At 65.9% G+C, this 15,538-nt stretch carries 15 protein-coding genes; 8 read left to right on the forward strand and 7 right to left on the reverse strand.

Annotated elements, in window-relative coordinates; all coding sequences use genetic code 11:
- Nucleotides 1–25 precede the first annotated feature (25 nt).
- The 3 genes from VI234_RS09810 to VI234_RS09820 all read left to right on the forward strand — a co-directional run bounded on the left by VI234_RS09810 (nucleotide 26) and on the right by VI234_RS09820 (nucleotide 2,776).
- Nucleotides 26–670, forward strand: a complete 645-nt coding sequence (locus tag VI234_RS09810) for a DUF1405 domain-containing protein (protein ID WP_336329871.1) — start codon at nucleotides 26–28, stop codon at nucleotides 668–670.
- A 96-nt stretch (nucleotides 671–766) separates the two neighbouring features.
- Nucleotides 767–2,059 (forward strand): hypothetical protein, encoded by a 1,293-nt coding sequence (locus VI234_RS09815; protein WP_336329872.1) that lies wholly within the window; start codon nucleotides 767–769, stop codon nucleotides 2,057–2,059.
- Nucleotides 2,060–2,128: 69 nt separating this feature from the next.
- On the forward strand, nucleotides 2,129–2,776 hold the full coding sequence (locus VI234_RS09820; protein ID WP_336329873.1) for an ArsR/SmtB family transcription factor: 648 nt from the start codon (nucleotides 2,129–2,131) through the stop codon (nucleotides 2,774–2,776).
- 37 nt (nucleotides 2,777–2,813) lie between these two features.
- Here the strand turns inward: VI234_RS09820 and VI234_RS09825 are convergent, their stop codons facing one another.
- Both VI234_RS09825 and VI234_RS09830 read right to left on the reverse strand, forming a co-directional pair.
- The gene (locus VI234_RS09825) at nucleotides 2,814–3,320 is read right to left on the reverse strand and encodes a hypothetical protein (protein ID WP_336329874.1); all 507 of its coding nucleotides are present in this window, start codon (nucleotides 3,318–3,320) and stop codon (nucleotides 2,814–2,816) included.
- A 72-nt stretch (nucleotides 3,321–3,392) separates the two neighbouring features.
- On the reverse strand, nucleotides 3,393–3,992 hold the full coding sequence (locus VI234_RS09830; RefSeq protein ID WP_336329875.1) for a DUF5789 family protein: 600 nt from the start codon (nucleotides 3,990–3,992) through the stop codon (nucleotides 3,393–3,395).
- Nucleotides 3,993–4,187: 195 nt separating this feature from the next.
- Between VI234_RS09830 and gatD the strand changes: the two genes are divergently transcribed.
- From gatD to VI234_RS09845, 3 genes are all read left to right on the forward strand, one after another.
- Nucleotides 4,188–5,435 carry a Glu-tRNA(Gln) amidotransferase subunit GatD gene (gene gatD, locus VI234_RS09835; protein ID WP_008310662.1) on the forward strand — a complete coding sequence of 416 codons (1,248 nt, stop codon included), beginning with the start codon at nucleotides 4,188–4,190 and terminating at the stop codon, nucleotides 5,433–5,435.
- A 96-nt stretch (nucleotides 5,436–5,531) separates the two neighbouring features.
- Nucleotides 5,532–6,422 (forward strand): GNAT family N-acetyltransferase, encoded by an 891-nt coding sequence (locus VI234_RS09840; RefSeq protein WP_336329876.1) that lies wholly within the window; start codon nucleotides 5,532–5,534, stop codon nucleotides 6,420–6,422.
- 51 nt (nucleotides 6,423–6,473) lie between these two features.
- Nucleotides 6,474–8,129: a histidine kinase N-terminal 7TM domain-containing protein gene (locus VI234_RS09845; protein WP_008310666.1), complete on the forward strand. Its 1,656-nt coding sequence runs from the start codon at nucleotides 6,474–6,476 to the stop codon at nucleotides 8,127–8,129.
- An 18-nt stretch (nucleotides 8,130–8,147) separates the two neighbouring features.
- On the opposite strand, the gene VI234_RS09850 is transcribed toward VI234_RS09845, so the two are convergent.
- From VI234_RS09850 to VI234_RS09860, 3 genes are all read right to left on the reverse strand, one after another.
- A complete protein-coding gene (locus VI234_RS09850) occupies nucleotides 8,148–8,426 on the reverse strand; it encodes a ubiquitin-like small modifier protein 1 (RefSeq protein ID WP_008310667.1) in 279 nt (92 codons plus the stop codon).
- A 121-nt stretch (nucleotides 8,427–8,547) separates the two neighbouring features.
- A complete protein-coding gene (locus tag VI234_RS09855) occupies nucleotides 8,548–10,365 on the reverse strand; it encodes a TrkA C-terminal domain-containing protein (RefSeq protein WP_336329877.1) in 1,818 nt (605 codons plus the stop codon).
- Nucleotides 10,362–11,642 carry a potassium channel family protein gene (locus VI234_RS09860; protein ID WP_336329878.1) on the reverse strand — a complete coding sequence of 427 codons (1,281 nt, stop codon included), beginning with the start codon at nucleotides 11,640–11,642 and terminating at the stop codon, nucleotides 10,362–10,364. The genes VI234_RS09855 and VI234_RS09860 overlap by 4 nt, the downstream gene beginning before the upstream one ends.
- Before the next feature lie 29 nt (nucleotides 11,643–11,671).
- Between VI234_RS09860 and VI234_RS09865 the strand changes: the two genes are divergently transcribed.
- A complete protein-coding gene (locus tag VI234_RS09865) occupies nucleotides 11,672–12,880 on the forward strand; it encodes an NAD-binding protein (protein WP_008310673.1) in 1,209 nt (402 codons plus the stop codon).
- Here VI234_RS09865 and VI234_RS09870 read toward each other — a convergent pair.
- Nucleotides 12,877–14,391 carry an HPP family protein gene (locus VI234_RS09870; protein ID WP_336329879.1) on the reverse strand — a complete coding sequence of 505 codons (1,515 nt, stop codon included), beginning with the start codon at nucleotides 14,389–14,391 and terminating at the stop codon, nucleotides 12,877–12,879. The genes VI234_RS09865 and VI234_RS09870 overlap by 4 nt on opposite strands.
- A 112-nt stretch (nucleotides 14,392–14,503) precedes the next feature.
- On the reverse strand, nucleotides 14,504–15,229 hold the full coding sequence (locus VI234_RS09875; RefSeq protein ID WP_336329880.1) for a nucleoside phosphorylase: 726 nt from the start codon (nucleotides 15,227–15,229) through the stop codon (nucleotides 14,504–14,506).
- 86 nt (nucleotides 15,230–15,315) lie between these two features.
- Between VI234_RS09875 and VI234_RS09880 the strand changes: the two genes are divergently transcribed.
- On the forward strand, nucleotides 15,316–15,537 hold the full coding sequence (locus VI234_RS09880; protein WP_336329881.1) for a hypothetical protein: 222 nt from the start codon (nucleotides 15,316–15,318) through the stop codon (nucleotides 15,535–15,537).
- The last annotated feature ends 1 nt before the right edge of the window (nucleotide 15,538 follow it).

Below are 15,538 nucleotides of genomic sequence, written 5' to 3' on the forward strand. Positions count from 1 at the left end.
GCCACGGCCGGCCCCGATTCGATCCATGAGCGAGCAGCGGGGGCCGTTGCCACGTCGGTACGCGCGGTACTACCTGGAACAGACGCCGAGTCTCGTGTGGCTGCTGGTCGTCAACGCCGTCGCGATGCTCGTCGGTATCCGGTATTACGTCGAGACAATGCCCGAGGTGTCAACGTTCCTCTGGCCGCTGTACGCCGACTCGCCGGCGGCGCTGTTCCTGATGACGCTGTCGGTTGCGACCCTCCTGCCGTTCCTCGGCAAGTCACTCGACGAGGTGCCGCTGACGGTGCCGCTCGCGTACCTCCACACTATTGCGCTGGTCTGGCTGATCAAGATGGGGCTGTGGACCGTCGTGGCGTTAAACATCGGCTTCGACGCCTACTTCCCCGCCCCGTGGGCGTATTTCGGCATCATCGTCACCCATCTCGGGTTCGTTGCCGAGGGGCTGTTAGTCCCTCACTACGCCCGGACGACGAAGGGTGCGCTCGTGACTGCGCTGGTTTTGGCGCTCGGCAACGACGTGCTCGACTACGGCTTCGGCTATCATCCGCCGTTGCGGTACGACCCAGGTCTCGTGTTACCGCTCGCCACCGTCGCGCTCTCGGTGCTGTCGGTAGTGATCGCCTGGCGGCTGCTGCCGATGGGGAAGCCGACGCAGAAGACAGCTTAAACACTCTTGGACTATCTGCGATTGTTTCAGGCGTCTGTGAACGACACGAACGAAGGCGTTTCTTTTTGATGTGGGAGGGCAGAAGTAGGGATAGGAATGAGCCCACGCCAGGCCACGCTCCTCACAGTGCTGGTCATCGTCGGGACTGTCGCTGTCGGCCTCCCGGCCGTGACAGCGCAGGAGACCGCGACGGAGACAGTGGCCACGCAGAACGACTCTGCCAACGGGATGGGAACGCAACTCACGGTGTTTCTCCAGTCGAACTCTGCCGCCGCGAACGACACGGTCGAGAACGGGATGTGGCGGTCCGCATACAACCAATCGAACGGAACCGAACGAGCCGAACTGGTCACGGAGCGAGCCGGCGCGCTCGAACACCGGCTCGAACGGCTACAGGAGCGCAACGCCACGCTCGAACAGCGATACGAGAACGGAAACATCAGTGAGCAGGCGTACGTAGCTCAGCAGAGCCGGCTCACGGCGGAGATCGCGGGCCTACAGACCGCGATTAACGACACCGATACGGCCGCCGAACAGACCGGTGTGAACGACACCGCACTGGAGCGACTGAAACAGAACGCAAGCAAGCTCTCCGGCCAGCAGGTCTCGTCGATTGCTCGCGGCATCGCCGGACCGCCAGAGACCGCCGGCCCAGGTGAGCAGGGACCACCGGACGACGCCGGAGTCAACCGAAGTGAGCAGGGGCCGCCGGACGGCGTTGGAACCAACCAGAGCGAACAGGGACCACCAGCCAACACGTCCGAACGGGGTGCAAACCAGAGCGAACAGGGACCGCCTGCTGACGCACCCGGACAACAACGAAACGAGAGCGACCAGGGGCCACCGGACGACGGGCCTGACGACAGCGGAAACGAAACCGGGGAGTCCACACAGGGAAACGGGGCTGAACAGGGCAACGACAGAGGCAACGGGAATGGGGACGGCAGTGACAGCGGCGACAATACCGCAGGAGACGACAGCGGTTCAGATGAAGCCGACAGTGGTGGGGAGGATGATTCAGCCGGTACATCGGACTCGGACGACAGTTCTGACAGTGGCCGTGCCGATGGCTCTGACGGAAGTTCTGACAGTGACAGTTCTGACGACAGTTCCGATGACTCTGACGGAAGTTCTGGCAGTGACGGTGCTGACGACAGTTCCGATGACTCTGACGGAAGTTCTGGCAGTGACGGTGCTGACGACACCTCTGATAGTAACGGTGCTGATGATTCTGGCGGCGCGTCCGGCGGTAACAACGGCAACGCGAATGACGGCGGAAAGGATAACGGGCAGGGGAACAGTGGCGGACAGGGCGGTGATGGCGGAAGCGGTCAGGGGAACGGGAACAGCGGCTCACAGAACACGTCGTGGATGGATCAGCTAGCGTAGCCGAGTGACACCAGCAAACCGCCCGACGAGAGTCATGCTTTTGAACCGTGACCCGCTACCTACGTATCGATGGACTCCGCCGAGTTACTCAATCTCCTTGGAAACGCCAACCGCCGGCGGATTCTCAAACTACTCGCACACAAGCCCTGCTACGTCACGGAAATCAGCGAATACATCGGCGTCAGCCCGAAAGCGGTCATCGACCACCTCCAGAAGCTCGAAGACGCCGGGCTCATCGATTCCCGGACGGACGACCAACGCCGGAAGTACTTCTCGATCGCCCGGAACCTCCGCCTGGAGGTCCGTGTCTCCCCCTACGAGTTCGGCACCAAGAGCGCCTATCCGGCAAACCCCGAGTTCGAGATGCCTTCCTGCCGCCATCTCTCGATAGACGTGGGGGCCGCGTCCGACGGGGACTTTCACGACTTAGCGCAGGAACTGGAGCATCTCCAGCAGCTAGAGAACGAACTGTCGCTGGCCCAGCGATGGGTCCAGGCCCGTATAACCGACGTTCGGGACCGCATCGACTCCGGTTTCGAGAACGGCGACGGACGGCTGTACGCAGAACTGGTCAGCGGACTCGCGAACGGTATCGACACCGTCCCGGCACTGGCCCGGGAGATCGAGGCCCCGCCGGAGATCGTCGAGGAAGCGCTCACTCGGCTTGCGGACGACGACGTGGTCGAACGGACCGACGACGGCTGGGAAATCGTCTAACAGGACACTGACTGCTGTTAGAGGGGTGGCAGCTAGCTCACTCTATGTCTTTCGTCAGCCCGCTCCGCAGGTCACGACCGAAGTAGTGTCCGACGAGCGCGAGCACGAGGCTGACACCGCCGGCGATAGCGAACAGTCTGGTGCCGTTCAGTCCCGCAGCTATTTGCGGGACAAGTGAGAGAAAAGCCATCGCACCGCCGCTGATACCACTTGCGATCCCCATTTCGAGATACCGGCGTTGGCTGGCGAGCAGTCCGTAGACGAACCCACCCAGCAGGATACCCAGCAGTTCGGTGGCAGGAATGATGGGTATCAGCCCACCGAGCACCATCCCACCGCCGACCGCGCCGAAGGCGAACAGCAGCGCTCGGAGCGAAAAGTAGCTTCCCGTCGTAGAATCTGCAGTAGCAGTAGGGTCGTCAGTAATCGATTCCCCGACAGCAACGTCCGTCTCCGCCGACTCCGTCGTGCCGACATCGACGCCGAGGTCGCTGCCCGACTGCGCGTCCGCGTCGCGGGTCCGCTCCTCGGTTCGTTCGGCCATACCGAGTGTGGGACCGCGAGTGGTATGGTCCTTGTGGGGTCCGCAAGCAGTCAGGGGTATGCGGCGTGTCGCTCAGATACCGAGCCACTCGTCGTTGCGCACCGAGTAGCCGTTCGACCGGCAGAACTTCGCCGCCTGTCGGCGGACGTCGCGGGACCCCGGGAGCTTCTCTTTCTCGTGGATGCGTTCGATAATCCAGTCGGCGATGACCCGGATGCCCTCGTCCTCGTCATCCGCATCGATAGCCCGCAGTTCCCGAAACGTCCGCTCGTAGCCGTCGCGCTGTGAGGCCCCGAACGACGCGCTCTGGTGTTCGTCGGCGGCCTCCACGACGCGTTTCATCGCCCCCGCTACCGTCGGCTGCTGAACCCGCGTCCGGACCTCGGTTGGCGATTCGAAGGTCTCGACGTCCGCGGCCGGCAGGAGGTCCGCTACGGCGAACGTGCCCTCCGTCGACTCGATCTCGTGGTCGCCGACCGCAGCGACCAACTCGGCCGCTGTCGCCGGGAACTCGAGCGATTCGAGTTCCGTCTCGAAGTACGCGAGCTCCGTCGGGTCGACCGGCGGTTCTGGTTCGTCCCCGCGCTCGAGTTCCTCGGCGATAGCGCGCTCCCGCTGGCGGCGCTCCTCGTTTTGGGCCTGGTTCTCGCGGCCGTTCTTGTCGTCTGCCATACTTGTTAGGTGAATGTCGAGTGGGATAACACTGTGGTCTGACAGCGTCTGTCACTCGCAGTAACGGATGTAGATATCCCGGACCGGAGCCGCGGCGTACACCACAGTCGCCGGCCGCTCGCCAGGTCCGGCGCGTGACCCAGAGCGCTCGTCGAAACGAGTGGGTTCAAGTCCCACCGGCGGAAAGTGCCGCGCATGAACGCAGGCGACCGGGTCCGCGTCGAGCGCGCGGCCCAGACCTACGAGGGCGTGATGCTCCCGTCGAGTACGCCCGACCACCTCGTCGTCAAACTCGACGGCGGGTACAACGTCGGCATCGACCGAGAGGACGCGTCCGTCGACGTGCTGGAATCGGACGTGTACGACGTCGAGAGCGCACAGGACGAACAGAGCCAGTCCGCCATCGAGTTCGACGACGACCTCCCGACGGTCTCGCTGATCTCCACCGGCGGCACGATTGCCTCGACGGTCGACTACCGCACCGGCGCGGTGACGGCCCAGTTCGACGCCGAGGACGTGCTTCGAGCGGTGCCGGACCTCGCGGGGATGGCGAACTACCGCGGCCGCGTCGTCGCCAACATCCTCTCGGAGAACATGACTCCGGCGGTCTGGCAGGACCTCGCGCAGGCGGTCCACGAGGAGATCGAGGCCGGCGCGGACGGCATCGTCGTCATGCACGGCACCGACACGATGCAGTACTCCGCGTCGGCGCTGTCGTTCATGCTCGACACGCCGGTCCCCATCGTCTTTACGGGCAGCCAGCGCTCGGCGGACCGACCGTCCTCGGACAACGTGATGAACGCCGTCTCCGCCGTCGAGGCCGCCACGAGCGACTGTGCGGAGGTGCTGGTCTGCATGCACGCCGACGAGTCCGACGACCGCTGTGCGCTCCATCGCGGCACTCGCGTCCGGAAGAACCACACCTCGCGCCGTGACGCTTTCGAGACGGTCGGCGCGAAGCCGCTCGGTGAGGTCGATTACGACATCGACGGTGAGAGCACAGTTACGTTCCACCGCGAATACGCCGAACGGGACGCCGTCGACCTGGCGCTGCACGACGACATCGAGACGGACGTGGAACTCCTGAAGTTCTCCCCCGGAATGGCCCCGTCGCTGCTAGAAGCCGCCGCCGAGGACAGCGAGGGCGTCGTCATCGAGGGAACCGGGCTCGGCCACGTCAACACCGACTGGATCGGGACCATCGAGGAACTCGACATCCCGCTGGTCATGACCAGCCAGTGCCTCGAAGGCCGGGTCTGTGACCGCGTCTACGACACCGGCCGGGACTTGCTCGACGCCGGCGTCATCGAGGGCGAGGACATGCTCCCCGGCACAGCGAAGGTCAAGCTCATGTGGGCGCTGGCAAACAGCGACGACGTTGCCGACGCTATGCAGGAACCCCTTGCCGGCGAGATTCAGCAGCGCTCGACGCCGTGGCTGTAGCACCGAACACGGTGTGGTAGCCTCGGCGGGACGGGCCGTTCCCGGCTGGCAAATCGACGCGACCCTTTTTTCACCGTCGCGGGAGAGTCTGCCCGTATGTCGCCGACTGTTCGGACGGCTCGTCACGACGACTACGACGATATTGTCGAACTGACAAGCGATGTCTGGGCCGACCGCGCGATGGCCGATTACATCCCCGACGTGTTCCGCGACTGGGTCGACGACGACGGCGCGGACCGGAAAACCCTCGTCGTCGACGTTGACGGTCACGCCGTCGGCCTCGCGCAGGCAGTCATGCTCACCGAGACCGAGGCGTGGTTTCAGGGCATGCGTATAGACTCGGACTACAGAGGGAAGGGATTGGGGTCGCTGCTGACCGACCACCTCATAGAATGGGCGGCCGATGCCGGCGCGTCAGTCGGCCGAAGCATGGTGTTTTCCTGGAACGAGGCCGGACTCGGGCAGTCGCTGGCTGCTGGCTTCGAGGCGGTCACGTCGTTCCGCTGGGTACACCCCGACCCGGCGGACGAGACGCCCGGGATGACTGTCAGAAACGACCCCGCGACAGCGTGGCGCTACTGGCAGGAGAGCGACGGACGAGACGTCCTGTCCGGGCTCGCGCTCGACAGCGGGGAGAGCTGGGCGCTCTCGACGCTGACGCGGGAAACGCTCGACCGGCTGGCGACTGACCAGGCGGTCCTGACCGTCGGGGATAAGCCACGCGGGATGGCGTGTCGCGTTCGGACGACCGAAGCTGACGGCGAACGGCTCTCGGAGTACGCGGTCGGGGTGTGGAGCGACGTCGACGCTGCGCGGGCGTTGTTCACTGCGATAGCCGCTGACGCAGCTATGCTCGGCGTTGACGGGACGCGGGTCCTCATCCCCGAGACACCGCGCCATGTGGCCCAGGCCGCGTACGCCAGCGGGAACATCGACGGCCGCCCGGACTTCGTGTTCGAGATAGACGGCCTCGGAGAGTTATCATAGCCGATAACGCGGACGCAACACTCATTCAAATACCCGCCCTATCACCGGTAGATGGATCTTGTTGGGAGTTCGCCGGCATTTCTCGTATACGTCGCGGCGTACGGCCTCGCGGCGGTCGGATGCGGCGTCGGGCTCTACAGAGCGACTCGCATTGAAGACCCCGATACCCGCCGCGGGATGGTCGGACTCCTGCTCTGTAGCGGCGGCTGGGCGGCGCTGCAACTCGGTTTCCTGATCACGCCCGGGACGCTTGGATACGCGTTCTACCTCGGCAGCCTCATCGTCGGTCTCGCGACGGTCGGTGCGTGGTTGTACTTCTGTTCGGCGTACACCGGGCGGGCATTCCACCGGAACCGACTATACCGCGTGGTCGCCGTGAGCGTGTACCTCGGTATCGTCACGGTGAAGCTGACCAATCCGCTTCACGGGCTCTATTTCGCCACGCAGTTCGTCTCTGACCCGTTTCCGCATCTGGCAATCACACACGGCGTGTTTCACTGGGTGGTGACGGGACTCTCCTACGCGCTCGTCACCGTCGGCTTCTTCATGCTGTTCGAACTGTTCCTCGAAGCGGACTACGACACCCGTCCGCTCGGCGTTCTGGTCGGTGTCACGGCGATCCCGGCGGTGCTTGATATCGTCGGGTACGTCAGCGATATCCTGCTCGACATCAACCACGAGCCGCTCGGCGTCGCACTGTTCGCGTTCGGTGTCCTCTACGTGTACGACGAGGCGTTTCTCGCCGTGCAGTTGACCGACGGCGTTGACGAGGCCGTCGTGTATCTCGACGATGATCGCCACATCAAGGAGTCCAACGGTGAGGCGCAACGGCTCTTCCCGGCACTGGCCGGAAGCCGCGGGCAGCAGCTTGATGCGGTGTTGCCGGCCGTTTCAGAGATACTGCAAACGGACGAGCAGATTCTCGAACGGAACCGGGACGGCGGGACGGAGTACTACCTCGTCAGCGACACCTCGTTTTCGCTGGGACAGGTCGATATCGGTCGGATGGTCGTGTTCACCGACGTGACCGAAAGCGAGCGGCGTCGCCGCGAACTCGACCGACAGAACGAGCAGTTAGAGGGGTTCGCCACTGCAATCAGGCACGAACTGCTGAACACGCTCCAGATAATCACCGGTCGGGTCTCCGTCGCCGGTGACGCCCTGAACCGCGGCAAGGTCGATCTGGCCAAAGAATCCCTCCAGTCGACGTCCGAGACGGCCGACCGGATGTCAGAAATCGTCGACGGACTCGCGACGCTGGCTCGACACGGGCAGACAATCGACGAAACGACGGCTGTCGACCTCCAGCCGGTCATCGACGGAGCCTGGGACCGTGCCGACACGAACGGCCTCACGATGGCGGCCGACGTGGAGGGACAGATAATCGCCGACCCGACTCGGTTGCGGGACCTCTTCGAGAGCGGGTTCACGTTCGCGGCGCACAACGGCGCGTCGACGGTCACCGTCGAGCGGGAGGCCGACGAGATCGTCATCACCGACGACGGGACTCCGGCGGGCGAGACGGCGGCGGAGGCCTTCTTCGAGTACGGCGGCGCGATGCCGGACGCCGAGGCCGGGATGACGCTCCCGAACCTGCGGATGCTCGCCCGGACCCACGGCTGGGACGTGACGCTCGATACCGAGTATCAGGACGGCGTTCGCATCGTCATCTCGAACGTGACGGTAGCGGGACCGCTCAAAAAGTGACCCGGCCGACAATCCGTATCAGCCGCCGCTGACCGGCGGGAACAACGCCAGTTCCGTCTCCTCGTCGACAGCTGTCGCCAGCCCCTCACCGGCGGCGAACGGGTCCTCGCCGTCGACGAGCACCCGGATGTGGTCGGCCAACTCCTCGTTCTCGTCGAGCACCTCCTCGGCGAGCGCCGGTCGCGACGCGAGCAGCGCATCGAGCGCCGTCTCGACCGTGGCGTCCCCCTCGATATCGACGCTGACGGACTGGCCGTCGGCCGCGTCCCGGAGGTGTGCGAACAGTTTCCACTCCATAGCCGCACTCCGGGCGTCCGGCAAAAGAGGGTTCCGGACCGCGCCGTGTCCGGCCCGTTCAGCCGCACAGGAGAAGGACAGTCCGCGACGGCGTGCATCTGGCAGTAACGGTACCCGCCTCTCAGTTTGGCTTCTCCGAATCGTCAGCAGCGGCCGATTCGTCGTCGACGCCGTCTCCGTCCTCGGCGGGCGCTTCGGAGTCCGCCGAGTCGCTGTCGTCGACCTCGTCGGCAGCAGACTCGTCGTCCGCCCCGCCGATCCGCTCTTCGGGGTCCCACACTTCGACGGTGTCGTCGCCGTCGTCTGCCGGCAAGTCCTCGAACGCCTCGTCCGCAGTCAGCTCGTCGTCCGCGTCCTCCACATCGGCGTTCCGAAGCGCCGCCAGCGGGTCGTCGTCCGTGGGTTCGTCTCCGGTCTCGGTTGTCCCGTCGTCAGCGCCGATATCAGCCGAGCCAGCGTCAGCAGCGGTATCAGCAGTCGCCTCATCCTCATCGGCGGTGCCAGTCGGCTCGTCGGCGGTGGTGGTGTCAGCCGTGTCTGTGTCCGCGTCGGCGTCGGTCGTGTCATCGGTCTCAGTCTCGGTCGCGTCGACATCCCCCGCGCTGTCGCGGGCATCGGCATCAGTCGTGTCGGCCGCTGGTTCCGCCGTCCCGCCAGTCCGCTCGGTCAGGTCAGCGGAGTCAGACGCGCCTGGCTGACCGTCCTCGGCAGCAGTATCGTCTCCTGGCTCGTCCGTCACAGTCGGCGTCGTGGCCGGTTCGCCCGTCCCTTCCGTGGCTTCCTCCAGCCGCCGCAACGCGTCCGGCGTGGCGATTGCGTAGATAGTGTCGCCGGCCGCCAGCACACGCTCGCGGGACGGGATCGTCTCCGGCGCTGTGTCGTCGCGGGTGATCGCGACCACAGTGACTGCCAGACTCCCGACCGCCGCACCGTCGAGCGCGCTCCCCGGTTCGACGGTGGCGGTGCCCATCGTCTCGTCGGCCGCCCGGAGCAGCGAGGCGAACTCCCGGTCGGAGCGGTCCTGCACCGGAAGCGTGACGAGCTTGTACTGCGTTTGCGGGTCGAGTTTCGGCGTGTCGGCGGCGTCGATAGCGACCGTTACCACGTCGTCGGCGACGCCCCGGAGTTCGCCGGTGAGCACGCGCTTCGCCGGCGCTTGCTCCCAGACCTGAACCAGATCGCCGGCGCTCGCGGCGTGGGCCGGATCGGCCTGGATGGCGACGGCGTTCGTCGAGGGCGGCAGCGTCGGGCCGATGCCGGCCGCCCGTGAGCCAACGGCGAGGTAGTCGACGTTGCCGTCGTCGGCCAGCTCGACGTCTACGTGGCCGACGCCGTAGTCGGTCTTGAGGCGGACGACCAGCCGGTCCCGGAGTTCGTCTTTCGTCAGCCGCCGCGGGAAGAGAAAGCGCCGGTTCGCGAGCGTCTCTTTGGTCTCGTCGGGCATCGGGTCGTAACCGATGATGTCGTCGATATCCTCGGGCAGGCGAACGGACGTGACGCGGCCGACGGTCTGGACGATCTCGCTCACGTCGGCGTCGATGTTCCGGCCGCCGGTCGCGGCGAAGAGGTCGACGCCCAGTCGGTCCCCGATACGCATCCCGCCGTAGGCCCCGACGCCGCCGGCGAGGAACGCAGCGAGGTTCAACAGGACTGCACCGGCCGCCAGCACGTCCTCACGCTGGGCGATGACCTCGCTGAGCGCCGTCGTCGCGCCGATAACGAGGACGACCGCGGTCAGGCCGAACAGGACCGCCAGCCCGGTCTGAATGCGTTCACGGACGTACCAGCGATAGAAGACGGCGATAGCGCCCGCCGGCGTCGCGGCGAGGAGCGTGATGACGAGGAGCCAGACAACGCCCTCGACCAGCGCCCGTGACACCGTCCCCAGTTGCAGGTTCGCACCGGCCTGTGCGAGCAGTGCCGGGCCGAGCGGCGTCATGCGACCGCCTCCGCGAAGGCGTCGAGGTCGGTACGGCGGCCAATCGCGTACAGTTCGTCGCCGGCTTCGACGGCCGCGTCGCCGCGTGGCGCGACCTGCCAGCCGTCCGCCGTCCGGATAGCGACGATGGCAACGTCGTAGGCCTCGCGGACGTGCGCGTCCCTGAGCGTCGTCCCGTCCAGCGGACCGTCGGCGCGGACCGTGAGCCGTCGAAACCGGCTTCCGGCCCGGCGGAGCAGCGAGACGAGTTCGTACTCCCGGTGTGTTCCGCGGGGCTCGACCACGACCTTCGGCTGGGCCGACCGCAAGAGCGGTTGCACGTCCGTCCGAGTAACGGCGACCGTGAGCCGGCCCTCACCGCCGTCGGTCGTCGGTGCTTGGACCGGTGCCGGGGATGCCTCGGCGTCGGCGATCTCCGGTTCCGTCGGCGTCTCGGCGGGCGTCCCGTCGGCCGACGGAGCCGACCAGGCACTGACGACGGTCCCCCGGACCTGTGCGTCCTCAGTCAGCACCGTCACCTCGTCGTTGCGGGCCAGCCCGGTCGGCAACAGCGCGTCCACCGAGACGGCGTGGCGGTTGTCGCCCACGCGCTTCGAGAGGCCCGAAAACGGCGGCGCGGCGACGACCGTCGCCCGCCCTTGCTCGTCTATCGAGACGGCAGCGTCGCCGAGATCGAACTCCGATTTCAGCCGCTCCTCCATCCGGCGTTCGAGTTCGCCGATACGGAGGTCCGCCGGGAACCGCCACTCCTCGGCGCGTATCTCGGCCCGGAGTGGCTCCGAAAGCGGCGGATACCCTTCCATGTCGGCCACGTCGCCGACGACGCGGATACGGACCTCGTCGCGGCCGCCGACGAACTCGACCACGTCCGCAGAGAGTTTCTTCTCGCGTAGCCCCTGGAAAGAGAGCCGCTTCGGGAACTCCGCCCCGAGCTGGTCGCCCTTGCTGTGAGCGTACAGCGACACCATCCCGACGAGGATAATTGCAGTAATGATTCGCTCGGCGTTGGGGGCCTGCGTAATCGACTTGTCAGCCAGTGCCATGAGGCCGCCGCTGACGCCGGCAAGTGCGATTGCCAGCACGACGACACCGAACCCCGGCACGGTAATGCCGGTAAAGTACTTGAAACTGAACCCTAGCGCCCACGACACGAGCGCCGGTATCACTCCCACCAACAGCCCCAGATAGATCCCCATCAACACCTCGACCGGGAGCGAAGCCATGTCCACATCCTGCGTGGCCGGTAGTAAATCGCTTCCGGCCCGCGGACAGTACATTTACACCGACCGCTGTAATCTGGATGGGTATGGACAGACCGCGGGACTGGCTGGGAGCGCGCGCGACAATCCTCTTGCCGGTGCTGGTGGCGGTGCTGTCGTTCGTCACTGGTGTGGTCAACATCAGTGCCGTGTCGATTAGCGGGCCGCTCGGGGACCTCATTCCGCGAAGCCTCCAGCGCACCGCCGGGTTCACCGGTGCGCTCACGGGGTTCACGCTGCTCGTCAGCGTCGTCGGACTCCGCCGTCGCCTGCGAGTCGCGTGGTACGCGACCGTCGTCTTACTTCCCGTCGCGGCGGTTCAAGGGCTGGTGCAGAACTCGGCGGTATCGATCCCGTTTGTCGGCCCCGTACCGAGTTCGGCGGTATCGATCCCGCTCGTTGCGCTCTCGCTGCTTTCGCTCCCGACGATGCTCCTGAACCGGCGGCGATTCGACCGACCGATCGACCTCTCGACGGCGCAACTGGCCGCGGGCGCGGCGCTCCTCGGTTCGCTCATGTACGGAACGGCGGGGTCGTACGCGCTCCGCGATGACTTCACCAATCTTTCGACGGCGACCGACGCGTTCTACTACACACTTGTCACGGCTAGTACCGTCGGATACGGCGACATGACCCCACAGAGCCAGCAGGCGAAACTGTTCGGCATGTCGGTGGTCGTCCTCGGGACGGCCAGTTTCGCTATCGCACTGGGGTCGCTGCTGGGCCCGGCAATCGAGAAGCGGCTTTCGGAGGCACTCGGAAACATGACTGACGCACAACTGGACTTGCTCGAGAACCACGTACTGGTGCTCGGCCACGGCGACCTGACGGAACCGATCATCGAGGAACTGACCGGCGCAATCGATTTCGTGGTCATCACGCCGGACACGGAGACGGCCACGCGGCTCCAGCAACGGGACATCGCCGTTCTGACCGCGGACCCGAGCGACGAAGAGCCGATGCAACGGGCCGGCATCGAAGACGCCGCCGCCGTCGTCGCGGCGACGAACGACGACGCACAGGACGCGCTGGCGATACTGACGGCACAGACGCTCAATCCGGAGGTCAACATCGTCGCCGCGGCGACGGACCGCGAGAACATCGAGAAGCTCCGCCGTGCGGGCGCGGACACGGTCATCAGCCCGGCAGTGCTGGGTGGCCATCTCATCGTCCAGTCCGCGCTGGGTCGCAAGGGGATGGAGAACATCGCCGACCACCTGCTCGACGTGAACGACGAGGACGACGCGGATATCTAGGCCCGGCCGCAGTCGACGATAGCGACGTCCGTTTCGACGTTTTCTAGCCGTTCGAACGTCGGCGGCGAGATGAACCGCGACGCCTTGCTCCGGTCGCGGCTCGCCCCGATCATGACCAGATCGTACTGCGGGGCGATGTCGGACAGGAACGTCTGGATGTCCGTCCGCGGAACCCGCGTCTCGAACGCGCCCTCGTACGGCTCGACGAGGTCCGCGAGCATCTCCTCGGCCCGCCGGCGGTCCCCGCGGGACCCGATACAGGTCGCGACGGCGACCCGCCCGCTCCGACCGGCCAGTCGCGTGGCGAAGTCGACCATGTTGTGGGCTACGTCACTGACAGACCGCACGGGGACGATGACCTGCTTCCAGCGGGTCCGGTCGCTCCGGGACCGATGGACGACGATATCGCTTTTACTGCGGAACAGCCGCTGTAAATACGACGTCAGCGCCCCGTGTCGGCTCTCGTAGGGCGCGACGATGAGGTCACAGCCGGTTTCGGCCGCGGTTTGCAGCGTCGTCTTCGCCGGCGACCCGTCGTCGCTCGCGACGACGACCTGACAGGAGACGCCCGTTCGCGTCTCGATGCGGTCGGCGTGGGTCTCCAGCCAATCGACCTCCGCTTCGAGGTCAGTCTGGTCGGGTGATACCGACGCGTTGGCTGGGTCACCGCCGTCAGCGACGCGACGAGTCCGGGCCGATGGCGAGTCGGACCCGTTCTCCGACCGGATGTCCATCTGTATCGTGTCCCGCATGAGCGACTGCTGGGTCGTGGCGGCGTCGCTGTCCGAAACCATGTCCAGCAAGACGACTTTCCCGGCTTCGTGGGCAGCCGCGAGCCGTGCGCCCAGCATCGCTGTCTGGCCCGCCGAGTCGCCGCGCATCGGGACGAGGACGTGGTCGTCGCCGGACATCGACTCGTACAGGTACGTCGCCCGCTGCTCGTAGAACTCCTCGCGCCAGACGACGAAGAGGGCTGCCACGAGCGAACTCGCGAGGAAGATGCTGACAACGAACGCCGCCCGCTGGCTCGGTTCGACCAGCAGCGCCAGCAGGGCGGTGGAGTACGACGACGGCTCCTCGATGTCGAGCGGCCAGGTGACCACGCCGGTCGCGAAGACGGCGAAGCCGGCACCGAGCGCGGTGACGCCGAACTGGCCGCCCGGGGCCGTGAGGTAGCTGTTCGAGACGGCGAGCGCGCCCAGCCCACAGACCGCACCGATGGTGAGTCCCGCGACGAACCGCTTCGGGTCGGAGTACTTACTCGTCGGATCGACAAAGAGCGTGTACGACCCCGCCGCAAGCGGCGGGAACAGTAGGAAACTCAACTGCGGGACGGCGTTCGCCAGCGTCGTCACCAGCACGATAGCCAGCGGGACGAACACCAGCATGGAGAGATGGACGAGGTTTTCGGTCACCTCGGCCCACCGTCTGAAGTCCTGTAGTTCGCGGCGCTCGACCCGCCGGAGCCGTCTGACCGCCGCGTTGAGTCGTTTCCGGAACTGGTCGAGCATACAGGTTCCCACGGGAGAATGTCTGTTAAGCCCTCCGCCGGGAAGCGGCGCGACCGGTCGCTCACACGGGACAGCCCCGACAGGCGCTCGCAGAATCCAGCGGTGCCGACGCTTACAGCGACGTGGTCGCCGTCAGACTGATTTTGATGGCGCGTTCGACGTTGTTCTTGGCTTTCTCGGGGAGTTCCTCGTCCTCGGTTTCGCCCTTCTGTGTCCCCTCGACGAGGTTTCCGTCGACGGTACAGATAGCGCCCGAGCGCAGGCCCTTGCGACGACACAGCGAGAACAGCGCGGCGGCCTCCATCTCGACGGCCAGCAGGCCGGCGGCCTCCCAGTCGTTGATGTACTCGTCCGTCTCGGCGTAGAAGGCGTCGTCCGTGGCGATGGGGCCGACGTGGACGTCCTCGTCGTTCGCCTCGGCGGCGTCGACCAGCGACGAGAGGACGTCGTAGTTCGGGACGGCCGGGACGGACTTGGATTCGTAGCGCTGGGACGTTCCCTCGTCCTTGGCAGCGCCGTTGGCGACGACCATATCGCCGATCTCGATGCCTTCCTGGAGCGCGCCGGTCGTTCCGACGCGGATGAGCGTCTCGACGCCGACCGCTTCCAGTTCCTCGACGGCGATGGCCGTCGACGGCGACCCGATCCCGGTCGAGCAGATCGTCAGTTCGCGGCCGTCGTAGGTCGCGTTGACGAGTTTGTACTCGCGGTTCTCCGCGACGACCTCGTGGTCGTCACAGAGGCCCGCGATGCGGTCGACGCGTCCGGGGTCACCCGGCACGAGCGCGATGTCTGTCAGGTCACCCGGTTCGACGAGTAGATGCGGTTGTTTCGCCATATCGGCCAGTCGGGCGGAACTATTTAGTAGTCAGTGGATTCCTGTCGGTCGCAACAGTGAGGTGGGACGGCCGCGAGAGCGGACGTATGGCAGACGATCTCTCGCTGTTCGATAGGCGGATGCGAGGGCCGGCGGGTATCGCTCTCGCCGCCGGAGTCATCCTCGGACTGCTGACCGGCTACACCGTCGGCGCGGGAACGCCGGACGGCCCCTCGTGGCCCCTCGTCGTCCCGTTCGCGCTCCTTGCCAGCGTATTCCTGTATCTCGGAGCCTACAGAAACCTCTCGAAGCGGGTCGAGGAGACGTAGC

Source organism: Haloarcula sp. CGMCC 1.2071 (assembly GCF_037078445.1).
GTDB lineage: Archaea > Halobacteriota > Halobacteria > Halobacteriales > Haloarculaceae > Haloarcula > Haloarcula amylolytica.